Source organism: Aridibaculum aurantiacum (assembly GCF_017355875.1).
In the GTDB taxonomy this organism is placed as follows: domain Bacteria; phylum Bacteroidota; class Bacteroidia; order Chitinophagales; family Chitinophagaceae; genus Segetibacter; species Segetibacter aurantiacus.
In genome coordinates this window covers 142827-167442 of record NZ_JAFEWC010000001.1, presented here as the reverse complement: position 1 = coordinate 167442, position 24616 = coordinate 142827, and the positions used below count along the sequence as shown (strand labels likewise).

20 protein-coding genes are annotated in these 24616 nt (G+C 44.9%); 9 read left to right on the top strand and 11 right to left on the bottom strand.

All coding sequences use genetic code 11. The features are described from left to right. Positions 1–10: 10 nt before the first annotated feature. The 6 genes from J4N22_RS00625 to J4N22_RS00600 form a co-directional block, all read right to left on the bottom strand. A complete protein-coding gene (locus J4N22_RS00625; RefSeq protein ID WP_207491640.1) occupies positions 11–1372 on the bottom strand; it encodes a glucoamylase family protein in 1362 nt (453 codons plus the stop codon). Positions 1373–1611: 239 nt separating this feature from the next. Next, entirely contained in the window at positions 1612–3102 is a 1491-nt protein-coding gene (locus J4N22_RS00620; protein ID WP_207491638.1) for a DUF4886 domain-containing protein, read from the bottom strand. 27 nt (positions 3103–3129) lie between these two features. Continuing rightward, positions 3130–4680 (bottom strand): RagB/SusD family nutrient uptake outer membrane protein, encoded by a 1551-nt coding sequence (locus J4N22_RS00615; RefSeq protein WP_207491636.1) that lies wholly within the window; start codon positions 4678–4680, stop codon positions 3130–3132. 19 nt (positions 4681–4699) lie between these two features. After that, complete coding sequence (locus J4N22_RS00610; RefSeq protein ID WP_242692008.1) at positions 4700–8020, bottom strand: TonB-dependent receptor; 3321 nt, start codon at positions 8018–8020, stop codon at positions 4700–4702. Between the two features lie 81 nt (positions 8021–8101). Beyond that, complete coding sequence (locus J4N22_RS00605) at positions 8102–9184, bottom strand: FecR family protein (protein ID WP_207491634.1); 1083 nt, start codon at positions 9182–9184, stop codon at positions 8102–8104. A gap of 22 nt (positions 9185–9206) precedes the next feature. Beyond that, positions 9207–9785, bottom strand: a complete 579-nt coding sequence (locus tag J4N22_RS00600; protein ID WP_207491632.1) for an RNA polymerase sigma-70 factor — start codon at positions 9783–9785, stop codon at positions 9207–9209. 134 nt (positions 9786–9919) lie between these two features. Between J4N22_RS00600 and paaA the strand changes: the two genes are divergently transcribed. The 7 genes from paaA (at position 9920) to J4N22_RS00565 (ending at position 16119) form a co-directional block, all read left to right on the top strand. Then, on the top strand, positions 9920–10867 hold the full coding sequence (gene paaA, locus J4N22_RS00595) for a 1,2-phenylacetyl-CoA epoxidase subunit PaaA (protein ID WP_207491631.1): 948 nt from the start codon (positions 9920–9922) through the stop codon (positions 10865–10867). 96 nt (positions 10868–10963) lie between these two features. After that, positions 10964–11248 carry a 1,2-phenylacetyl-CoA epoxidase subunit PaaB gene (gene paaB / locus J4N22_RS00590; RefSeq protein ID WP_207491629.1) on the top strand — a complete coding sequence of 95 codons (285 nt, stop codon included), beginning with the start codon at positions 10964–10966 and terminating at the stop codon, positions 11246–11248. Between the two features lie 81 nt (positions 11249–11329). Then, positions 11330–11704, top strand: a complete 375-nt coding sequence (locus tag J4N22_RS00585) for a four helix bundle protein (protein ID WP_207491627.1) — start codon at positions 11330–11332, stop codon at positions 11702–11704. Further along, positions 11704–12564, top strand: a complete 861-nt coding sequence (paaC, locus tag J4N22_RS00580; protein ID WP_207491625.1) for a 1,2-phenylacetyl-CoA epoxidase subunit PaaC — start codon at positions 11704–11706, stop codon at positions 12562–12564. The genes J4N22_RS00585 and paaC overlap by 1 nt, the downstream gene beginning before the upstream one ends. Before the next feature lie 15 nt (positions 12565–12579). Then, a complete protein-coding gene (gene paaD / locus J4N22_RS00575; RefSeq protein ID WP_207491624.1) occupies positions 12580–13110 on the top strand; it encodes a 1,2-phenylacetyl-CoA epoxidase subunit PaaD in 531 nt (176 codons plus the stop codon). A gap of 360 nt (positions 13111–13470) precedes the next feature. Next, a complete protein-coding gene (locus tag J4N22_RS00570) occupies positions 13471–15384 on the top strand; it encodes a tetratricopeptide repeat-containing sensor histidine kinase (protein WP_207491622.1) in 1914 nt (637 codons plus the stop codon). A 57-nt stretch (positions 15385–15441) separates the two neighbouring features. Further along, positions 15442–16119 (top strand): response regulator transcription factor, encoded by a 678-nt coding sequence (locus J4N22_RS00565; protein ID WP_207491619.1) that lies wholly within the window; start codon positions 15442–15444, stop codon positions 16117–16119. A 49-nt stretch (positions 16120–16168) separates the two neighbouring features. Here J4N22_RS00565 and J4N22_RS00560 read toward each other — a convergent pair whose 3' ends face one another. Beyond that, on the bottom strand, positions 16169–16477 hold the full coding sequence (locus tag J4N22_RS00560; RefSeq protein ID WP_207491615.1) for a hypothetical protein: 309 nt from the start codon (positions 16475–16477) through the stop codon (positions 16169–16171). 186 nt (positions 16478–16663) lie between these two features. On the opposite strand from J4N22_RS00560, the gene typA reads away from it, so the two are divergent. Beyond that, positions 16664–18478, top strand: a complete 1815-nt coding sequence (typA, locus tag J4N22_RS00555; RefSeq protein WP_207491612.1) for a translational GTPase TypA — start codon at positions 16664–16666, stop codon at positions 18476–18478. Between the two features lie 319 nt (positions 18479–18797). Further along, entirely contained in the window at positions 18798–20867 is a 2070-nt protein-coding gene (locus J4N22_RS00550) for a CHRD domain-containing protein (RefSeq protein ID WP_207491609.1), read from the top strand. A gap of 47 nt (positions 20868–20914) precedes the next feature. Here J4N22_RS00550 and J4N22_RS00545 read toward each other — a convergent pair whose 3' ends face one another. From J4N22_RS00545 to J4N22_RS00530, 4 genes are all read right to left on the bottom strand, one after another. Beyond that, positions 20915–21691 (bottom strand): 5-oxoprolinase subunit PxpA, encoded by a 777-nt coding sequence (locus tag J4N22_RS00545; RefSeq protein ID WP_207491607.1) that lies wholly within the window; start codon positions 21689–21691, stop codon positions 20915–20917. A gap of 7 nt (positions 21692–21698) precedes the next feature. Then, on the bottom strand, positions 21699–22634 hold the full coding sequence (locus J4N22_RS00540; RefSeq protein WP_207491604.1) for a 5-oxoprolinase subunit C family protein: 936 nt from the start codon (positions 22632–22634) through the stop codon (positions 21699–21701). After that, positions 22631–23341, bottom strand: coding sequence for a 5-oxoprolinase subunit PxpB (gene pxpB / locus J4N22_RS00535; protein ID WP_207491602.1), 711 nt, complete (start codon positions 23339–23341; stop codon positions 22631–22633). Before pxpB ends, J4N22_RS00540 begins: the two co-directional genes overlap by 4 nt. A 153-nt stretch (positions 23342–23494) precedes the next feature. Then, complete coding sequence (locus J4N22_RS00530) at positions 23495–24448, bottom strand: methylenetetrahydrofolate reductase (RefSeq protein WP_207491593.1); 954 nt, start codon at positions 24446–24448, stop codon at positions 23495–23497. Positions 24449–24616 lie beyond the last annotated feature (168 nt).

The window sequence follows — 24616 nt, the reverse complement described above, 5'->3', positions numbered from 1 at the left end:
GTTCCAACTGCTACTTATAATGCGGACTTTGAAAGCCCAATTTTTTCAACCCTTGTTGTATCTCGGGGCAGCTCATAAACAGGTTCCACAACAAGCCTGTTCTATGGTTCTCCATCATTACTACTATTGGTCCCTGGTCTATGGCTAAGTATCTTTTAGGATACCAATTTGCTGTTTCGCTAAAAGCATCATAGAAGCCATAAAGGCCATACACTTTATCGCGAAGTGTATTGTACCAATGGCTCATGGCACGCATGCTTTCAGTAGGTGTATAAGGCATAGATGAAAGCGCAGCAGTTGGTGATATCACACCAAGGTCCCTGTTCATTCCCGGCGCATGACCAGAATAACCTTTTACAGAATAGCTTGCGGTAAGCCCCCAACTATTCGGTCCATAGCCTTTAAACTTCTTTGGATTTTCTACACACCAATTGTAGTTGATGAGTGTGTGGTTTTTGTTTTCCTGCCAATAGTCTGCATACCTGTCTTTCAATCCTCGTGGATCAAGCCCCAGGTAAGAATAATGAGCCCAAAACAATGGACCGCCATATTCTTTAGAGCCATTGTGTTCCAGCTCCAGGGTATAGCCATATTTGCTTGTACCATTCTTTATTTTACCACTTCTTGCCCATCCATCGTGGTATACTTCGGCAGGCACACCATGTGTAGGCGACGAGGCCGCCAGTACATACATGATCAGGCATTCGTTGTAGCCTGTAACTGCAAAGTTCATGTCCCAGCCATAGTTAGGACTCCAGTGCCAGTACAATACATTTTTACCGTTGCGGTACCAGTCAAACTCTACATCTTTCCAAAGCTTATCTATGCGTTGTGCCAGTTCTTTTTCCTGCGCAGTGCCATCTTTAAAATATTGGCGCACCGTAAGCAATCCTTGTATCATGAATGAAGATTCAACCAGGTCACCTCCATCATCTTTCTTGCTAAATGGTTTTACTTTACCTGTTTCACCATTCCACCAATGTGGCCATACGCCGTGAAATTTATCGGCTGTCTCCAAAAAGCTAACGATCTTTTTCAGCCTGTCAAATCCTTGCTGGCGCGTAATGTAACCTCTTTCTATACCTACCAGTATTGCCATCACACCAAAGCCACCACCGCCGCTGGTCACCACGTTCTTATCGTTCTGCGGGTATTGATCATCTACATGAAAACGTTCTCTGGCCAGTCCGCTGGTTGGCTCTGCTCCATCCCAGAAGTATTGGAAGGTTGACTTTTGAACCTCGTTATAAACCATTTCATATTCAGCAGGAATTTTATTTACCTGTGTTGTTATCTTTCTTGATGCATTGCATGCAAGCACCAGCAAAAAAACAACAGCACTTCCTACTACAGGATATAAAGCTTTCTTCATCTTCTATCTGATATGTTTATCTGTTACAGGTAAGGAGCAGAAAAACCTAATGTCCGCATTCCTGCTTTTACCTCGGAGCAGCAAATCACTTACTCATAATTTAATTGCAATTACTACTTATACCATTGTAGCCGATAAAATATTTTGGACTAAAAAAATGCCTGCTGACATTTTTTCTAAAAACTTCAACAGGCATAGTGTTTAGTAATTGGTCTTATTACACCTGAAAAAATAACGGTTTAGTTAGAAGTTATTTTAGCAGCATTTATATAAAACCATTTATTAGCAGATACATTATTAGGTCCTGCAGTAACCGTGATTGTCAATTTGCCATCTGCAGTTGGCCTAATGTTATTTATTGTGGCAATAGCTGTTGAGTTTGATGACGGATTTAATGTACCCGAACCTTGGTTCATACCAGCCACAGTATATTTTGTTTCTCTATTATCAGTAGCATCTCTTGAACCAAAAAAGCTAAAGTTGTAAGTTAAAGAAGGGAGTAAACCCCTAAGTTCAAAAACACCTTGTGGCGTTGTTAAACCCCCAAAAACACCCGCCGCATTACCGAAAAAATTACGGGCCGAAACATTACTTGGCATATTCATAGGTGTAGTGGTGTTAGTCGCTCCGTTTGTATTAATGTTATTAAAGCGTTCAATAACGGTTATAGAAATACCAACGAATGCATTTAAACTATCTTTTAAATTTATTCTACTACCAACAGTAAAGCCTGACATTTGATTCCATGATGGTGAAGGGGTAGCATTTCCAAAATCAATAAGTACTGGTTTTGTTAATTGAACCGGATCTGCTTCAAAACTAGACATTGATGTAATTTCAAATGGCTTGAGAACCGCGAAATGTGCTGCATTTTGAGCAACTTTTACTTCGAAATCTGAAAGTCCACCAGTGTAAGTATTTCCTACAACCGATACGCCAAAAATTTTCTCATACCATGTACAAGCGGCTACGTATTTTCCTAAAGTATTTAAATGATAGCCATCTGCCACAGTAAAACTTTCGCCTAATTGGCTAGTCCTTGCATTTTGAATAGCAGTTCCAGTTGGTACAATCATGTCAATGGGAGAAATCGTATTTACATTCTGCGCAACGTTAACTATGGCATTGTACATGGTTAACTGGTTGTTATTATAGTTTGCAAAACCCGTATTGGTTGTTACTGGCGCATATGCCCAGGTAGAATGATATACGTACTTTGCACCCGGGTTTTTCGACTTGCTTTTTACATAATTGTATAAGTCTGGCAATGCAGCCTGGACTGTAGGTAATAATCCGGATTCAGGACTAGCTTGCTGAAAGCTGATATAATCCCATGGCTCATCTAAAAGTGCTACATCAATAGAAAATGGCTTGTAAGTTTTCTTAGTACCCGTTTCATCTATTTTCCTGTATTCATAGGCATATAATTGTCCAAGTGCATTTTTTTTATGTAAATCCAAAGACGCGCCAGCTATAAACAAATTGCCTACTATTACTTTCTTTCCGGAGGCTTTTGCTAGATCATAAAAATTGCTTTCAAGAGCATTTTCAGAAAAACTATTACCAATGGCTAAAACTTTAATAACGCCATTATTTATTCTGTCTGCAAACTCCCTATTGTCTGCATTTGGCAACTTATTGGGATTGCCATCCTTTTTACATGCACTTAAACCAATAATACTAATGGCAAGTACAGTGGTAAATGATTTTAAACATTTAATCAGGTTCATATATCTAGTTTAATAGAATGATTAATATTAATAGCCTGGATTTTGTGTCAGCACACCGCGGCTCAGGTCAATCTGCACCTGTGGTATTGGTAGCAGTACGTCACGGTTTTGGTTGAAGTTTGTTTTGCCTGCAGCGTGTAGTACCTGCTGTGCAATACCCCAACGAACAATATCCCAGAAACGATCATGCTCCATAGCCAACTCTACTCTTCTCTCGTGCCTTATTGCATCGCGAAGCTGGCCCTGGTTGGTGGTAGTAACTGGCGGCAGGATGGCATTGTTACCTGCACGTGCACGAGCCCTTACCATTTCCAGTTTAGCCAGCGCTTCTGTTGTATTAGCCGTTCCGCCCACTTCGTTGGCCGCTTCAGCATACATCAGCAGCACGTCAGCGTAGCGTAGCAGGCGTATATTGAACCAATAGCCAGCCTGGCTATTGACAGAGCTTCTTATCTGTGGGTTAGTATACACCTTATGGTTGTAACGCGGGTTCGGCAACCCTTGCGGTGTAGTTTCTCCATAGATGGTGATACCCGGTGTAGTTGCTGTACTGGTAAAAAGGATCGTACGTCCACGGCGAGGATCACCTGGTTCGTAAACAGATGCCAGTTGCTCGCTTGGCGTATTCCAACCCCATCCAAGGTTCCACTGTCCAGCGCCTCTTACACCCTGTATAGAAGCGTACTGAACACCAAACGCCGTTTGCTGTGTAGCATTAGCCGTTGCCTGCACCTCAAATACTGACTCCTGGCTGTTTTCGCCCTGCTCCCTGAAGAGGATGTCGTACGAAGGATGTAGACTATAAACACCAGAATTAATTACCATACCCGCAGTAGTCATTGCCTGCGCCCATTTCTGTTGTGTCAGGTAAACTTTAGCAAGGAGGCCGTTGGCCGCTCCTTTGGTTGCACGACCAACAAACTGCGCATCCCAGCTAAGCGGCAGGTTAGCTGCTGCAAACTGGAGGTCATTCTCAATGAAGTTGTAAATAACAGCCGGCGGGCTTTGAGGTACGTTCGACTGAGATGCTGCGTCAGTAAATACACTATCTACTAAAGGTACACGGCCGAAGAAACGAACCAGGTTGAAGTAAGCATAAGCACGCAGGAAGCGGGCCTCAGCTTCTGATTGAGCCTTCACCGCTGGTGTTGCTTCGATGGCCGCATTGTGCCTTACCTGGTCGATGGCGATGTTACACCTGTTTACCATAGTATAGTAGCCGGTCCACAGGCCATTGGTATAGCCGTTGTCTGGTAGCACCGGGAAGTTGTCCATGCTGATAACGTTAGCGCCTCCGTCAGCTGGTGTACTTCCCTTGTCAGCATCGTCGCTGCGTATACTGGTAGCCGCAATGAAGAATTGACTATGCACATTGTAGGCGCGCAACTCAGAGTATGCGCCGAAGAGATAGGTATCGTAAGGTCCCGATCCGCTTGGGTATGGGTAAGTCTCCAGGGTATATTGCCCCTGCGGTTCCCTATCCAGGAAGTTCTTCTTACATCCCGACAGTAGGCCTGCAACGGTAACCAGCACCGCTATGGCCAGCATTTTCCGCGAGTTGATGAATGTGTATTTCATTATTTAATCGTTTCGTAGTTTAAAAAGTAACATTTACACCAAATGAATAAACGGCTGGTACAGGGTACGTACCGTTGTCGGCTCCACTTGCAACAGGATTACCAAGTGAGGCCTCTGGAGTATAGCCAGTAGCTTTGGTAAATGTTGCAATGTTCTGTCCACTGAGGAACATCCGAAGCTGGCTCATACCCAGGCGACGCAGCGAAGTTGGCGTGAAGGTATAGCCAACCTGCAGGGTCCTTATCCTGAAGTAATCACCCGGCTCAAGGAAGTAAGAACTGAACAGGAAGTTGTTACCGCGGGTGTTGTCCATTATCGGCTCAACGTTCGATGTTCCAGGGACTGTCCATGCGTTCAGACGGTTCACTTCATAGTTTAGAGTCGCAAATGTTTCTGTACGGCGCTGGGCGTAGATCTTGTTGCCGGCAACACCTTGTCCTTCTACCAGGAAGTCGAAGCCTTTGTAGCCCAGGCCGAAGCTTGCACCAAAGTTGTACAGCGGGAATGGAGTTCCCAGGTAAGTACGATCGTTCTGGTCTATTATGCCATCACCATTCGTATCCTGGTAAGCTATGTCTCCCGGAAGTGAGTTCACAAAACTTGGTCGCTTATTAAGGTCAGCTACAGATTGGTAAATACCGACTTGCTGGTAGCCAAAGAAGTGCCCGATCGACTGGCCGGTAACGGTACGGTTGGCACCGGCGTTACCTAGTATCTGGAAGTTGATATTGTTACCGATCGATTCCACGTTGTTCTTGTTGTAGCTGATGTTACCACCAAGCCTATACGTCCAGTCGCGTCCTATGCGGTCATTCCAGCCGAGGCTTAGTTCCACGCCACGGTTAGAGATCGTTCCCAGGTTGGTGCGGTAGTTATAATTACCTGCAGCTCCAGGAAGCGTTACTGTCGTTAATATGTCTACAGTTGTACGATCGTAGAATGTAAGTTCACCATTCAGCCTGTTTGCCAGTGCCCTGAAGTCCAGTCCCAGATCAACACCGCGAACTTTTTCCCACCGCAGGTTTGGATCGGGAACATATGCAGGAGCAACAGAGCCATATACGTTGTCACCAAACACACCTACGTTAGCTGTTGTTAATCCCGGGCGGAAAAGGTTGGCCGGGAAGCCGAGGGCAGCTCCTACGGTACCCCATGCGCCACGCAGTTTCAGGAAGTTGATCGCCTTGAAGTTGTAGAACGATTCTTCGCTAATCACCCAACCCACACCAATACTTCCGAAGTTGCCCCAGCGACTTGTTGGTGCGAACTTTGAACTTCCATCACGCCTGAAAGAGGCATTCACGAGGTACTTGTTGCCAAAGGAGTAATTCACCCGCGCCAGGTACGACATAAATGACTCGGCATTTCCACCACCAGCATTAGTAGTCGGGTTGTTCGGGCTAATAATGTTCAGGTACCAGAAGTTAGGATCATTTGGCACGTTTAAGCCAGTATCGCGACGGGTACCACTAAGGCTCGAGCTACCGTTGAAAAGCGTTGTGAAGCCAACCAACGCGGTGATCTTGTGGCCACCTGTAAAGCTGCGATCAAACGTTAGCGTGTGATCTTGCTGGAATTTCCTGAACTCAGATTGTCCTTGTGTAACGGAGGTGCGTACGTTCCTGTCGTAGAATGTATCGGTAGGTGCTGTACCTTCTCCAAGGTTGATAACCTGGAAAGGCAGTGGGTTATAGCCCCTGTTGATGTTGAAGCTCAAGTCAGTAAGGAAGGCAGAGCGCCAGGTAAAGTTTTTGAGGAATTTTATTTCGCCAAACAAACTACCTACTGCACGAACGCCGTGTATCACATCAGTTCCGTCAAACCTGTCGAGGCGGGCAACCGGGTTGCCTACCTGCGCACGCTGAAATGACGGCATCGTGTAATACAAACCATCAGGAGAGCGAACAGGCACAATGGGTGCTGCCCAAAGAGCGTTGGTGATATTAGCTTCTGCATTGTTTCTCTTCCAGTAGGTACCATTCAGGTCACCTCCTACACGAATGTTTTGATTTACACGTATCTCCTGGTTGAGACGAGCCACGAAACGCTGGTATTTGTCATTACGCAAAACACCTTCCTGCACATTGTAGCCAAGGCTGACAAGTGTTGATCCTTTTTCACCACTGGTTGAGATAGTCATCGTGTTATTGTTGATGATCGCGTCGCGGAAGATCAGGTCCTGCCAGTTGGTATTCGCAGTATAGTTTCTGAAGTCGAATGGCTGCGCGTTGATATTCGCCAGCTGCGCGGAATATAATCTCTTAAAACCTTCTGCATCAGTTAGCGCAATTTTATCCTGCACTACCTGCACACCTACAGTGCTTTGGAAACTAACACGTGTTGTACCACGCGCTGCACGTTTTGTGGTAATGATGATCACACCATTTCCTCCCTGCAGACCGAAGATGGCCAATGAAGATGGGTCTCTCAGAACCTCCATGCTTTCAATGTCGCCCGGGTTTATGTAGTCGATATTTGTCTGGAACACACCATCCACTACGTACAGCGGATCCGTGTTGTTCGTACTATTTACACCCCTTATACGTACCGTGGGCTGTGCACCTGCACGACCACTGTTAACAATGGTAAGACCAGCCACCTTACCCTGCAGCGATGCTACCGGGTTTACGTTTGGTTGCTTGGCTATTTCATTACCACTAATAGAGGTAATAGAACCTGTAAGATCTCTTTTGCGTTGTGTACCATAACCTACTACCACTACCTGCTCCAATTGCGTGGTGCTACCGGCCAACTGTATGTTGATAGTGCGCCTGTTGTTTACCTCAATCTCCTGCGTACTGAAACCAACGGCGGAAACAACCAGTATAGCATTGTCTGGTACTACCAGAGAATAATTTCCCTGCGCGTCAGTGCTTGTGCCGCGGGTACTGCCTTTTACGGTAATTGATACACCAGCAACCGCCTCACCGCTGCCGCCGGTTACTTTTCCTGTTACAGGAATATCGGGCAGGTTAGCAGATGTACCTGCTTCTTCACGTATCACAACAAGGTTGTTTTCCATGAAGCGGTACGATAAGCCGGTGCCGGAGAAAATTACATCCAGCGCCTGCTTAATGTCGGCATCCTGCAGGCTAAGGTTTACCTTTTGCTTTATGCCTTGCAACGACTCGTTATACAGGAATCTGTAGGTCGTTTGTTTTTCTATATGTGCCAATACTTTTGAGATCTCAGCATTCTTAAAGCTGATGCTTAAACGGTCTTGAGAAAAACCTTTTGCTGAAACCTGTGAAGAGAATGCAAGCAAGAAAATGAAGAGTATTCTTATGGCTAACGAAGGCAAATTTTGTCTTCTGTTAGTAAGCGTTAGTTTTCTACTCATTGTTTTTTTAATTGATAATTGGTGCTCAAAATTTTTAGTCGTTATTATCCGCAGCAGAGGCTTCACTACTTCGGATGCAGGTTATTTAGGTGAACCAATAAGTATTTCATTGTCTTCTATTTTATAAGTGAATGGGGCTACTATTTGCAATGCCTGTAAAGCCTGTTCTATGGTTTCGTCCTGGAAAGAACCATTAAATGACATCTTCTTCAATCGCTCATCCTGGAAAGTAATCTCCACGTTGTACCAGCGTTCCATTTTAGAAGCCAGTGTTTCAAAATTGTCACCCCTGAACTCAAGCTTGTTGAAGATCCAGGCTGTTTCCACTATTTCAGAAGGGTGATTCATTTCCAATGATTGAACATATTGTTCCAGGGCGGGTTTGGCTTTGGCTGCTACCGGCTCTTCATCTAAAACAATTTTTTCCTTTGGCTTCAGTACCACTTCCTTTTGCCCGGTTCTTGTCACTTTTAAGCTGCCGGTTATCAGCGTTGTTTCTATGGTTTTATCACTTGGGAAAAACTTTACATTGAAAGCGGTTCCCAGCACAGTTAGTTTTAGATCGCGCACATGTACAATGAAAGGCTTCTTACTCTTCACTACCTCAAAATATCCTTCGCCTTCTATGGCTACTTCGCGGGAGCTTTGGTTGAACTTTGGCAGTATCCTGAGCGTTGAACCTCCGTTTAGCCATACTACTGAACCATCTGGCAACACGTTCCTAGACCTGCTACCATTCTCGGTTTTCAACATTTGTACAGCAGCAGTTTGGTTTTTTTGGAGTTTAGGTTGCTGAAAGAACCAGGTGCCGCATACCGTTAGGATGAATACAGCTGCAACAGCCAGGTTTATTTTTCTTGTAAAGGCTTTTCGCCTTGCAGATTTTTCAATTACATCTTCTATCACTGCCTGCTGGAAGATCTTTCCTAACTTCTGTTCAGTTTGCTGGGCAGTGGTATCTGTAAGGCCTTTTGCACCCCACATTCGCTGCATCAGCTCGTATTGTTGTTGTAGCTGATCGTCGTTCCTCATGGCTTCGTGCAGCGCCTGCCTTTCCATATCGGTAGCCTCTCCACTAAGGCAGCGGGCTATAAGCAGGTAAATATCGTTTTGTTCGTTGTCCATCCAGGTGTTACCACCACAGGACAGTAAAAACAAAGACATCTACTAAGAAGAAGAAAAAATTTTACTGGAGCTTTTTAGATGGTGTCGTTTTAGGTTTTGCTACCTGCAAGGCTTCGGAAATTCGTTTTACTGCAATGGCCATTTGAGCATCAATAGTATTTACAGAAATATTCAGCACCTCTGCTACATCTTTATATTTCAGTCCGTCTTCCCTCACCAGCTTAAAGATCATTTTGCATCGCGGTGGAAGATTATCTATGGCCTGCATCATCCGCATCTGCATTTCCTGCGTGATCATGAGGTCGTAAGGGTTCATGCCCTGGTGGTCCAGGTCAATATCAAGGTCGTCGAATGGTTGAATAGAGAGAGTCTTTGCTTTGTCGGCTACCGCGTTGAGCGAAGTATTTTTAGTAGCCACATATAAATATACCTGCAGGTTCTGAACACCTGGTAGCTGCTGGCGCTTTCGCCACAGCTTGATAAACACATCTTCCACTACCTCTTCTGCCTGCTCCTGGCTGCGCGTTATAGATTTAGAAAACGCTATCAACCGGGCATAGAAACTGTTGTAGAGCTGCGAGAATGCCTGCTCGTTACCAATAGAGATTAAATGTTTTATAGCGTGGTAGCAATCGTCCATAGCTAACTACTTTAGGCGCAATTCAGGAGGCAAGGTAGAGCTTTCTGCGGTATCAAAGAATAAGATAAAAAAACTAACAATTGTTAGCTTTTGCTCTAAAACCACTAATTTAGCAGCTCTAAACACACTTGCTCATGTCCGTTCAGGAGTTAGAAAATCTTTTTCAACAAAAGGTAGATGCAGAGGTAAAGATCGAGCCTAAGGACTGGATGCCGGAGAAGTATCGTAAGAATCTCATCAGGCAGATAAGCCAGCATGCCCATAGCGAGATCGTAGGGATGCTGCCTGAAGGAAATTGGATAACACGTGCTCCTTCACTCAGGCGTAAAGCTACTTTGCTTGCTAAGGTCCAGGATGAAGCCGGTCACGGGTTGTACCTGTACAGTGCTGCCGAAACTCTTGGCATCAGCCGCGACGAAATGCTGGAGCAATTGCTGAACGGAACAGCTAAATATTCATCTATTTTCAACTACCCTACTACCAGTTGGGCCGACATAGGTGCTATAGGCTGGTTGGTAGACGGTGCGGCCATTATGAACCAGGTGCCGCTTTGCCGTACCTCGTTTGGGCCATACTCTCGTGCCATGATACGTGTGTGTAAAGAAGAAAGTTTTCACCAGCGCCAGGGTTTCGAAATTCTTTTGACCCTTAGTAAAGGAACAGATGCGCAACGGAAAATGTGCCAGGATGCTATAGACAGGTGGTGGTGGCCAAGCATCATGATGTTTGGACCAAAAGATGACGAAAGCCCGAACACGCAGCAGAGCATGCGTTGGAAGATCAAGCGTTTTACCAACGATGAACTGCGCCAGAAGTTTGTGGATGTATGCGCAGAGCAGGTGAAATTTTTAAACTGCACGTTACCAGACCCGGAACTGCGGTGGAATGAAGAAAGAGGTCATTATGATTTTGGACCTATCAACTGGGATGAATTCTGGCAGGTGGTAAACGGTAATGGTCCATGCAACAAACAGCGTCTTGATGCACGCAAAAAGGCACACGAAGATGGTGCATGGGTACGCGAAGCTGCATTGGCACATGCAAATAAAAAAAGATCTAAAGCTGCTATGGCAGCTGCTTAAATATTCATCGTAGCGAAGGAGAGCCGGCCCGGCCTCTAATGATTGCTTGCACCTTCTATTGCTGGCTCTCCGTTCGCTACTATTTCCAACAAGCATATGAATAATGATTGGCCTCTATGGGAGGTTTTTATCCGCAGCAAACAAGGGCTCGACCATAAACATGTAGGCAGCCTTCATGCTACCGATGCACAAATGGCTATTGAAAATGCCCGTGACGTGTACACCCGCCGCATGGAAGGTGTCAGCATCTGGGTGGTGGAAAGCAAACACATCCACGCCAGTAACCCTTCAGAGTCAGGCAGCCTTTACGACCCGGCAAATGATAAAGCCTACCGTCATCCAACCTTTTACGAGCTACCTGATGAGCTGAAGCATATGTAGGTGGTAAGTTGATTGGTTGATCAGTTGATCAGTGACTAGTGATCAGTTGCGCCTAATAATTCCATTCATTATCTTTTGAACATGGAAAAAGTTCATGGCAGCTTCACTCAGTTAAAGGTCTGGAAAAAGGCCAGGGCATTTAAAAATGAGATGTACAACCTGGCAAATAAATTTCCAAAAGAAGAAAAGTATAGGCTAGGGGATCAACTAATTCGTGCTTCCCGTTCTGTTGGAGCAAACATTGCTGAAGGACATGGACGGTTCACATACAAGGATCAAATTCATTTTTGCATACAGGCGAGAGGCTCAGCCAGCGAGTGCCTCAATCATTTGATTGATGCTTACGATCTTCATTTAATTTCTGAGCAGGAGCTGAAGACACATAAGGAACATGTTGACGAAATTGAAAGACTGATAAACGGGTATATAAATTTTTTACGGAAAAATATTGCATAATGGATTCTCTAGATTATCAGGAAAATGTAAGTACGCAAAATGAACAGATCACTGACCACCAATCACTGGTCACTGCTAACCTGATCCCCTACCTCCTCCACCTCGCTGATAACAGCCTTATAATTGGCCATAGAAACAGCGAGTGGACAGGGCATGGACCGGTACTTGAACAGGATATTGCCATCAGCAATATTGCGCTCGACCTGATTGGTCAGTCGCGTCACCTGTACCAGTATGCTGCAGAACTTATAAACCAGCACGGTCACCAGCTTAAGTCGGAGATGCCTGAAGGGCGACCAATTACAGAAGATGATCTTGCATTTCTTCGTGATGCGTGGGATTTTAAGAACTGTCTGCTGGTGGAACAGCCTAACGGCGATTGGGGCCAAACAATCCTTCACCAGTTCTTCTTTAGCGCATACCAGTCTTTGTTGTTTACCCAATTGCAGCACAGCAAAAACCAGCAACTGGCAGCCATTGCAGAAAAATCATTGAAAGAAACTACCTACCACCTGCGCTGGAGCAGCGACTGGGTGATACGACTTGGTGATGGCACAGAAGAAAGCCACAACCGGATGCTTCATGCGCTCAACGAGACCTGGATGTTCACAGGAGAATTATTTGAAATGGCACCATTTGAAACAGCCCTGGCCGCAGAAGGAATAGGCGTAGACATTGCTGCTTTTAAGGAAGAATGGCAAAAAAAGGTTTCAGAAGTTTTCGATGAAGCCACTCTACCTGTTCCTACTGCAGCTGCTCTGCAGAGCGGCGGCAAAAAAGGTGTGCACTCGGAGCATCTTGGTTTTATACTGGCTGAAATGCAATTCCTGCAAAGAGCATATCCTAATGCTAGCTGGTAATATTAACTGCAGATAATGAACAGACGAACCAATAATTCACCAGGTAGTGCTAATGCTGAAGTTGTAAAGCAGCTTTGGGAAATACTTGAAGAAGTACCTGATCCTGAAGTACCTGTACTTTCTGTTGTGGATCTGGGTGTGGTTAGAAATGTTTCCGTTGTTCAGCTAAATGACGAGGAGCATGTGGTGATAGATATTACCCCTACCTACAGCGGCTGCCCCGCCATGGACATGATTGCCATGAACATTCGAATGACCTTGTTACAGCACGGCTTTGTAAACGTAAAGCTGAATACTATTCTTTCTCCAGCATGGACAACAGATTGGATGAGTGAGAATGGGAAACAGAAACTAAAGGCTTTTGGTATTGCACCACCTGCAGGAAAAGCCTTGGACCAGGCTTTTCTTGAAACATTACAGGTAGAATGCCCGCTTTGCCACTCCACCGATACAAAGCTGGTGAGCCAGTTTGGAAGCACAAGTTGCAAAGCCCTTTTTCAATGCAATGATTGCAAAGAGCCGTTTGATCACTTCAAGTGTCACTAAAAAAGAGGCCATCTCTATAGAGACAGCCCCCTAAACAAACCCCCACCTGTTTAATATTTCTGCTCACAGCATGCTTTACATGTTTGTGAAATTCTTGTGTCTTCTCCTACACTTGTTCATTCTCTTGCTGAGCTTATACAAGATGTCCACCCACCTTAGGTGCTCTATAAAAAGCATCAAAGATGTACGATCTGGTAGCGCATCACCAATAATCAATTTGTAGTAGTACTGGAAATTTTAATTGAGCGTCTGGTCGCTGCCAATCATATTTGCTTTACAATTTTTTTGGCTTGCCGGCAGTTTTAGTAGAGACCAAATGAACCAGTGAAAAAGAACTACCTGTCTACAACAGATCAACCTATGAAAAGCATCCTGTTACACCTTTGCTTGTTGCTCCTATGCTTTCCATGCCTTGTAACCGGGCAAACAAATAAACTATACAACCTAAAGCAGCAACTGGCTTCCGCAACCACCGACGAGCAACGATTACAGTTTCTATTTGCAATTGGCGAACAGCGCTACTCTCTCAGCACTGATACATTGTGCAGTTATGCCAGCGAAGCAAAGGCGATAAGTAACAAACTTAAAAATCCTATACATGCTGCCTGGTCAGATTACTACAGTGCCAACTGCTTTGTAAAAAGAGGTAAGCTGGACACAGCCCTGGCAGTATGCAACCAGCATATTCCTCGCCTGGAGAAAATGAAGGATGGCATTGCTCCTCTTTGCAAGTTGATAGCATTGAGAGCGCAGGTACATATAAAAAGCAACAGGTATAAGGAAGGGCTGGAAGATTGCTACCAACTGTTGGCCATTGCAGAAAAAAACAACGACACACTCAACCAGGTGATAGCCAAAACAGGCATCGGCTGGGTTTATATGGAAATGGCCCAACCAGCGCAGGGACTAAGATGGTTTTTCAAAGCGATGCACACGTCTAATAATCCCGCTATCCACCAGAAGAGCGCGAACATTTACTCCAACATTGCTGCCGTGTACATAGACCTGGGAAAGCTTGACTCTGCAGCCTTATTTATAGATAAAGCCATTGATCTTGCACGGCGAGACGAGAACCTGTTCTTCCTGAGCAATAGCTTGAATATTTACGCCAACATCCTGATAGCAAAAAAACAAGCTCACCTGGCGGAAGCACCTTTACAGGAAGCCATTGCCTTACGCGAAAAGGTGGGCGATCCTTATTACATTGTTTCTGACCTGAGCCAGCTTGCTATTTTTTATGCAAACCACAACCAACCTGCGAAAGGTATAGAAACGAGCAAAAAAGGTATTGATATAGCAAGTAAGTATAACCTTTTGGCTAAACTGCCTTACCTGCACCATGCGCTTGCACAGAACTATAAAGCAGCCGGAGATCATGTTAGGTATGCAGAAACGCTGGAGCGGATCATTACATTGAAAGACTCCGTTTACCAGGTGAATTCTGAAACAGAACTGGCGGCCTTGCGACTGAAATACGACCAGCAAAAGCAGGAGAATATCATCATTCAGCAAAAACTTGACATCAATCAAAAGAACATGGTGCTGTATGGAACGCTCATCATTGTGTTTTTTGCGGTTATCATATCTGCCATACTCCTGAACAACTACAAGAAAAAGCAGAAGCTGGTACTAGAGAATGTGAAAGAGCAGGAAAAACAGAAGGCGGAAGAAGCAGTAAGGATAGCTGAAGAAAAAGAACGCAGGAGAATATCTGCAGACCTGCATGATAATCTTGGGGCGTATGCTTCGGCCATAGCCGCTAATGTAGATGAACTGCTGCTGCCGCACGGGCAGGTAGATGTTTCGGTGATTGACAGCATCAAAAACAACGCTGATGAGATCATGCAAAGTTTGCGGGAGACTATCTGGGTGCTGAACAAAAACAATATCAGGATCACAAGTGTCAGCGATCGGTTCAAAAGCTTTGTGGGTCGTCTTCGGGATGCGTACCCTGAGTTTCATGTTCAATTTGTTGAAGAAATAGATAATGATGTACCGCTATCGCCGGAGTATGCTTTAAATATGCTGCGCATCATGCAGGAAGCTTTTCACAACGCCATCAAACACAGCAACGGCGACCAGATAACGATCTGTATCACCAGCAACGAAAAGATATCTGTAGCAATTACCGACAATGGCGTTGGTTTTTCCACCCTGGCTACCAACCATGGCAACGGCATGACAAATATGCAGAAGCGTGCAAGTGCTAACGGCTGGCAGCTGATCATAAAAAGTAAGCAGCCCAAAGGAACTGCTGTAGAACTTGTATCCTGATTAATTAAAATTAATTATTGCCTGTGCCCGCATATGGCCAAACTTTGCGCTCCTACTATGCCTACACTTATCGCCTTTGCAGAAGACAATGCTATCAACCGGAAAACCTTTATCAGCAAGGTGAGCCAATACCCTGAGCTGTCGTTGGTTATCACCGCACTAGATGGAGCTGACTTTTTGGAGCAACTAAAAGGCTTGCCACATCACCTGCATCCGCAGGTAGTATTCATGGACCTGGAAATGCCGCAGATGGAAGGCATACAAACCATCAGAATTGCTAAAGCACTTTATCCTGCCATTCATTTTATAGTTCTTACAGTTTTTGACGATGAGGATAAGATATTCGAAGCCATACGTGCCGGTGCATCAGGCTACCTGCTAAAGCACGAGAAAGCCGAAGCCATAAAAAATGCGGTGGAGAATGTATTGGTAGATGGAGGTGTACCTATGAGCCCGGCCATTGCACGCAAAGCCATGGAAATGCTGAGCAAAGCACAGCCTTTCCATCAAACAGCTACTACCACTGCATCAGAAGTTGACATCATTCTTTCTGCCAGAGAAAAAGAAATACTACAGCACACCATCCAGGGACTGGATGCCAAACGCATAGCCAGCCTGTTGGGCCTGAGCGTGAACACAGTGAGGAAACATACCGCCAATATTTATGCGCGGCTACATGTAAATTCTAAAGCGCAGGTAATGCACCTGGCGCACGAGCTAAAGTGGTTTCATTAAAAAGATCTCTCCCGTAACTACGGCAGAGATCTTAAAGTACACCAGGAAATTATTCTTTCGAGCCTTCCAGTCCATTACTGTTTCCTTCACTATCGTCAGGAATACGGGTGGCTGCAGTTTCAGCATCGCCTCCCATTTCCGTCATATAACCAGTATGTTCTTTAGGCTGTTTGGCTTCGCCGGGTACGCCTCCATCATTAATATCCACAGGACCCGCGCCGGCATTTTTTCCATCTTCTGGCAAGCCAATTTCTTCTAAGGAAGCCGATGTGGAATTTTCATGATTGACTGATGATCTGCCTTCATTTTCGCCAGTGCTTATAGCCTCACGGTTCTGATCTGTATTTTCTGTGCTCATAATAATGTGATTTTTGAAGTAACCAGCCCAAATTATTATGCCAGTACAGCAGCAGTATTTTCAGTAATTATTAAGATTACTCTTTTGTTAATGGGTCTGAAAAGCCGTTGCAATAGCCTACCTTTGCCACCCGCTGATAAATTAGGTGTTTTTCATATCCGTCTACTTCCAGCATTAATTATACATATGGACATCAGGAATATCGCAATCATTGCACACGTTGACCACGGTAAGACTACATTGGTTGACAGAATTTTGCACCAAACCAATGTGTTTCGTGCAAACCAGGAAACAGGTGAATTGATAATGGATAGTAACGATCTTGAGAAAGAGCGTGGTATCACCATTTTCAGTAAAAATGCCTCTGTAGTTTACAAAGGAGTTAAGATCAACGTGATTGATACCCCGGGCCACGCCGACTTTGGTGGTGAGGTAGAAAGGGTATTGAAAATGGCTGATGGTGTTTGCCTATTGGTGGATGCTTTCGAAGGTCCTATGCCTCAAACTCGTTTCGTTCTTCAGAAAGCTTTGCAGCTTAACCTGAAGCCGATCGTGATCATCAACAAAGTAGATAAGCCAAACTGCCGCCCTGATGAAGTGCATGATGCAGTTTTCGAACTTTTCTTCAACCTTGATGCAACAGAAGAGCAGCTTGATTTCCCTACCTTCTACGGTTCTGGTAAAAACGGCTGGTTCAACAGCAAAAACGAGCAGTGTGAAGATATCACTCCACTACTGGATGGTATATTGGAACACGTGCCTGCTCCTAAAGTTCCTGAAGGAAATCTTCAGCTACAGATCACTTCTCTTGACTACTCTACTTTCCTTGGCCGTATAGCTGTAGGTAAAGTAAATCGTGGCGAAATAAAAGAAGGTCAACCTTTCAGCCTTGTACGTGCAGATGGTTCTATCCTGAAATCGCGTGTGAAAGAATTGTACATATTCGAATCACTGGGTAAGCGTAAGGTGCAGGAAGTAAAGGCCGGTGATATTTGCGCGGTAGTAGGATTAGAAGATTTCACCATTGGTGATACCATTGCAGATTTCGAAAATCCTGAAGCGCTTCCTATCATCAGCGTGGATGAGCCTACTATGAGCATGATGTTCAGCATCAACAACTCACCTTTTTTTGGTAAAGAAGGAAAATTTGTAACCTCACGTCACCTGCGTGACCGCCTGATGAAGGAAACTGAAAAGAACCTGGCGCTTCGCGTAGAAGATACTGACAGTGCTGATAGCTTCCTTGTTTATGGCCGTGGTATCCTTCACTTAGGTGTATTGGTAGAAACCATGCGTCGTGAAGGTTATGAGCTAACTGTAGGTAACCCACAGGTGCTTGTAAAAACCATCGATGGCAAAAAACACGAACCATACGAAATACTGGTGGTAGATGTACCGCAGGAGTTCAGTGGAAAGGTGATTGACCTGGTAACACAACGTAAAGGTGAAATGCTGGTAATGGAGAGCAAAGGTGAAATGCAACACCTGGAGTTCGAAATTCCTTCACGTGGTTTGATCGGTCTTCGTTCAAACATGCTGACAGCTACTGCAGGTGAAGCTGTAATGGCACACCGTTTTGCTGAGTACAAGCCTTGGAAAGGAAATATTCCTGGAAGAAACAACGGCGTATTGATTTCTAAGAATACAGAAAAAACAACCGGTTACTCAATTGATAAACTACAGGATCGCGGAGTATTCTTTGTAGATCCAGGTGAAGAAGTTTACACAGGCCAAATAATTGCCGAGCACATTAAGCCAGGTGACCTGGTAGTAAATGCTACAGAAGGTAAAAAACTGACCAACCACCGTGCCAGCGGAAGTGATGACGCTACACGTATCGCTCCTAAAACTTTGATGACACTGGAAGAATGTATGGAATATATCCAGCAGGATGAGTGTATAGAGGTAACACCGAAAAGCATCCGTATGCGTAAGGTATTGCTGAACGAAGAAGACAGGAAGCGTGTTTCAAAAAGCATGAGTGCTGAAAGTTTAGCGTAAGCGACAACTTTATGAACCTATAGTAACAGGCGCAACGAGAGTTGCGCCTGTTTTGTTTTAACTGATCTTCTACTTTAAGTGAGCTTTCCAGCCATTACCTAGATCGTCGTTAGTTGTTTCTCTACTGATGCCGGCTAAGCCCCAACTACCTCCTGTTTTATATACCAGTTTATTTGAACATATTAGATGCTGCAGTTGTTGATGCTAAGTATTAACTTTAAGAACGACCTCAACTGAAAGAGAAACCACTGGCAGTTGAAACTCGTTTTGTTGCTACCTATCCGGACACTGTCAAGTATTCATCATCAAAACGACTGTTATGAAAAAAAGCTTTACGCTCTGTATCTGCCTCTTTCTCTGTATTTCCTCCTTTAGCCAATTCCGCTACTTCTATGGCGTGCTATCGGGAGCCAATGAAGTTCCACCAAATTCTTCTACAGCCAGTGGTGTGGTGCTGGCAATATATAATACAAACAACAGGATGCTGGAAGTGTATGGAAACTACAATGGCCTTACCAGTACTATCTCCGGCTCTCACATCCATCTTGGTGCAGCAGGCACTAACGGTGGCGTTATCGTAGGTTTAGCTAACACAGGTGGTACGTCAGGAACATTAAGCGGATCAGGTGTGCTGACCGCTTCTGACGAAACACAGCTGCTGGCTGGTAACACTTATGCCAATGTGCACAGCACAACGTTTCCTGGCGGTGAAATACGTTCGCAGCTGGTAGAGGCAACCAACTTCATGTCGTTCTTTTTCAATGCGAGGCTACAAGGCGCACAAGAAGTACCACCTAATTCTTCTACAGCTACTGGCGGCGTTTCTGCCCTAATTGACTTGAACACCGACAAGATCTACATTACCGGCAGCTACTCAAATCTCTCTTCTACCATCAGCGGCTCACACCTGCATATTGGTTCCGTTGGTATAAATGGTCCCGTAGCTGTTACCCTGGTAAACAGCGGCGGCACATCAGGAACATTACATGCTGCAGGCACCATAAGTCCTGATGCAATGGATTCGCTGGTTAGAAGCCGAACCTATATCAACGTCCACTCTACTAATTTTCCGGGTGGCGAGATCAGGGGCCAACTGGTTCAATTTTCACAGCAGCGATTTTTAGGCGGCAGGCTGTCTGGAGCTAACGAAGTACCGCCAAATAGTTCAGTAGCTACGGGAACTGTGATCGCCCGGTACAATGACGGAACAGGCGAGGTAGAGCTGACGGGCGATTATCAAAATCTTTCTTCGCCTATCTCTGGTTCTCACATTCACCTCGGTTCCGCAGGCATCAATGGACCTGTGATAGTAACCCTCACCAATACAGGAGGTACAACAGGAACACTTTCAGGAAGTGGTCCTCTTACCCAAAACCAACGCGATTCGTTGCTTAGCGGCAGAATGTATGTAAATGTTCACTCTACCAGTTTTCCTGGCGGAGAGATACGGGCTCAATTGATACCGGGCACCAGTGGCGAAACCAATTACTTCAGGAATGGCCTGTCGTCTTCACAGGAAGTACCCGCTAATCCATCTGCAGCTACGGGTACGGTGACAGCAATAGTGGACAGGATTACTGGGCAAGTGTATGTTACAGGCACCTATTCCGGCCTTACCTCCAACATCACCGGCTCGCACATACACCGTGGTGTTACAGGCGCAAATGGACCAGTAATTCTAACCCTGATTAATACAGGTGGCACATCAGGTACTATATCAGGAAGTGGTGTGTTCACACAGGCGCTTGTAGATTCGATGATCAATGGCTTCACTTATGCCAATGTTCACTCTACCACCTACACTGGTGGAGAAATCAGAGCGCAGCTGGGAAACCTTGTTCTACCGGTAAAACTGCAATCGTTTAGTGGCTACAAAGACCGCAACAAGGTTGTACTGGTATGGAACGTGTTATCGGAGCAGCAGGTAAAGCATTACGAGATAGAACAACAAAATACCCGCGATGGCAGCTGGATGTTTAAATCGACAATAACTGCAAGGGGAGCTGGTAGCGCTGCTACCTATAAAGCTGACGATGTGCCTGCAGAATTTGGTCAGCCGTATTTACACTACCGGCTGAAGATGGTAGACAAAGACGGTCGTATTGAATATTCACCAGTTGCCAGGATCAATTTCACGAGCACGGAAGCTTCACTTGTATTGCTATCCAATCCTGTAAAGAACACCTTACACTATACTTTAGGTGGATTGCGAACAGCAGATAAAACCGAGGTAAGTATTATAGATCAGCATGGAAGGCGGATACATAGTGAGAGAGTTGCAGCAAGCGGAGTGCATCAGGTAGATATAAGCCGACTGGGAGCAGGAGTGTATATACTGGTGGCTAAAACAGACGACCATGTACTGCAACAGCGATTTGTAAAACAATAAAATTCCCCATTAATCCATAGAGGCAGGTACCACTGGTGCCTGCTTTTTTATTTTACAGCAGGCGGTTGAATGAGAATTGTTTCATTTAGCAACGCCGCATGAATAGCTTTAGCAAATTCTACTGCATGCTCACCATCACCATGTATGCAGATAGTGTCTGCAGCTACCTCTACGGCCACTTCATTTACTGATTGCACCTTTCGCTGTTGAACCACCTGCAGCACCTGTTTGATAGATGTTGCAGTATCCTGTATAAGAGCATTTGCAGCAGATCGTGGGGTAAGTGTTCCATCATCCTGGTAAGTACGATCGGCAAAGACTTCACTTGCTGTCTTTAATCCTTTCTTCTTCGCTTCCTTTATTAACTGGCTTCCGCTCAACCCGTAAAGCACCAGATCTTTGTCATGATTGAATACAGCATCTGCAACTGCAGCGGCAATTGGAGCATCGCGTGCTGCCATGTTGTATAATGCTCCATGTGGTTTTACATGTTGCAGAACAATATCTTCTTCTTTGCAAACCTGCCCGATTAAGCGCAGCTGCTCGCTTACCAGGTCGTACACCTGCTCCGGTGAAAGCGGCAGTTCTCTGCGGCCAAAGTTCTCTTTATCTGCAAAACCTGGATGAGCGCCAACAGCAACATTGTGTTGCTTAGCAAGCCGCACCGTCTGCACCATCGTATCATAATCACCCGCATGAAAAGTGCAGGCAATATTGGCTGATGAGATGTATGGCATCAAAGCAGGATCATGTGGGTAGCCCTCACCCAAATCACAGTTCAGATCAATTTCCGGCTGTTGCTGTTTATTTAATAAGTTTTCCATCACCATCTTATTTATCAAATAGCTTTTTCAACAAAGTGTGCTGCTGCATGTAAGCTTCTTCTGCTTCTTTTATTGTTACTAATTCAAATGTCACCTTTTCATTTACCTGCTTTTGCGCCAGCGATGGAAAATCGGCTGTTATAACATGCGCCACTACAGGATAGCCGCCTGTTGTCTGATGATCCGCCATCAGCACTACCAACTGTCCAGACGGCAGCAGTTGTATGGCTCCTCTTGTTACAGCTGATGAAACTAATTCCTCCCGGATAGATGTTTCCAAAGTCTCTCCTACCATACGGTAGCCCATCCTATCGCTTTGGCTGGAGATGGTGAAAGGAGAAGTGGTAAATTGTTTTTTTGAAATATCTAAAAGCCAATGGTATTGTGCTCCACAAACAACACGAATAGCACCTGGATTATATAAACAGTTTACCTGCCGAAGATCAAGATTGAGTAAACCTGCACCGGGAGTTGTGGTGGGTTGAATGTCTAGCTCATCTCCTTTACGTAAAGGATTTCCCTGGTAACCTCCTGCCCTTACTTTCAGGTTGGTGCTATAGCTGCCCAACCAATCCTCAGCTTTCCATCCTCCACGTACCGCCAGGTAACAACGTGCTCCACTCACTGGTCTTTTAAATGACAAACTAGTACCTGCTGCAATTGGAAAAGCAGCATGTACAGGAACGTGCTCATCACCTGCAACAGCAGAAAAATCAGCCCCAGAAATAGCTATTACAGCATCTTCAGAAAAATGAAAAGATGCCGCAGGGAAATGCATTTCTATAACCGCAGCCTGTGCAGGATTGCCTACTAGTTGATTAGCAATGGCCGCAGCCACAGGATCCACTACACCACCAGGATTGATACCGAAATGTTGGTAGCCATACCTGCCCATATCCTGCATGGTATCCATCAAACCATGTTTTACCACTGTTACACTCATGGCTGCTGAAACGCTTTATATTCTTCTATTGAAATAGCTTGAAACTGCACCTTATCACCCGGCTGAAAACAACATGGCTGCTGCCCGTTTTTATTAAACAAGACAAGAGGCGTTTGACCTATGATATTCCATCCGCCCGGCGATGGCAGCGGGTAGATGCCTGTTTGCATTCCTGCTATTCCTACACTTCCTGCAGGCACAGCAGTACGCGGCGTAGCCAGACGTGGAGCTGCAATTTGTTCATGCACTTTTCCCATATAAGCAAAACCAGGAAGGAAGCCAATCATATACACGGTATATATGCGCGATGTATGAAGATGGATAACTTCTTCTATTGAAGCCTTGGCAAATGCTGCAACCAGCTCCAGGTCGGGCGCAAGAGAAGGATGATAACAAACAGGTATTGGCAGTACTTGCTTTACAACATCTGCTTTTACATCAACTTGCTCTACCGCCTGCTGCAGCCAATGATGAACAAAAGAAAAAGCACTACTACCATTAAATGATTTCACTGCTGACAGATCGTAAACAACAGTAAGCGATGCATAAGCTAGAATAACATCAAGCACCCACCATGGCTTCTGTTCCAGCAGGAAATGAAACAAATGCATCACCTTATGATTCAATACTTCATCCACTGTGTTGCCAAAGCTTATGCTGATTGCGCTGTCGCCTGTTGGTGAAATTGTGTATCGACTTTCAATCATCGGCTACTTATCTATAAAATTTCTTTAGTAAAAGTGCAGATGAATATAGACAAAGCCACTGAATGATTTCTGTCTCAAATGAAGACAAGTAATTTATCAAAAAAAAATCCCGCAACTCAAGAGCTGCGGGACTTTATAATATGGAGCATTGAATTAAACCAGTTCTTTCACTACGTTCCAGATCACTTTAGGTTTACCCAATGTATAATAGTGCAGAACAGGAACACCGAACTTCTTCAGTTCTTTACTCTGGTGAGTAAGCCATTCTGTTCCTACTTTTTCACAGTCCGCATCATTCTTACATCTCATTATTTCGTTCGATAGTTCAGTAGGAATATCAACATGAAAAATTCGCGGTAAAACAGATAGTTGTTTCTTGGTTGTTATTGGCTTCAAACCTGGAATGATGGGAACATCAATTCCAATATCTCGACAGGCTTTAACAAAGCTGTAGAACTTTTCGTTGTCAAAAAACATCTGCGTCATTATATAACATCCACCGGCATCCACCTTCTCTTTCAAACGCTGCAGATCTATTTCAGGATTAGGTGCTTCAAAATGTTTTTCAGGATAACCTGCCACACCAATGCAAAAGTTAGTCTTGCCACCATTCAGAATGTCTTCATCCAGGTAGATACCATTGTTCAGGTTAACCACCTGCTTTAGCAGATCTATAGCGTATGCGTGTCCGCCTGGTTCCGGTTCAAATGAACTTTCATTTTTAGGAGCATCACCTCGCAATACCAATACATTGTCTACATCCAGGAAGTTCAGGTCAATCAATGCATCCTCTGTTTCGCGTTTTGTAAAACCTCCACAGATAAAATGCGGCACCGCATCTATCTTGTAGTGGTTCATGATAGACGCACAAATACCTACTGTACCAGGCCGCTTACGCACCTCTACTTTTTCAAAAGTTCCGTCTGGCTTTTTCTTGAACATACTTTCGCTTCGATGATAGGTCACATTGATCCATGATGGCTTGAATTCCATCAATGGGTCCAGGTGCTCGTATATCGAATTGATGCTCTTGCCTTTCAGCGGGGGCAAAACTTCAAAGGTTATCAGGGTATCCTTGGCATTGGCCAGGTGTTCGGTAACTTTCATCTAGATTCTAAATTGGTGCAAACATATATCAGCAACGTGAAACAAGAGCAGATATTGCCGGAAACGGTTGCACAGGAGAATGCCGGATGCTGGATGCTGGATACTTGATGACGGATGGTGGATGCTGGATCTTGGATATGCGATACTGGATGCTGGATACTGGATGGA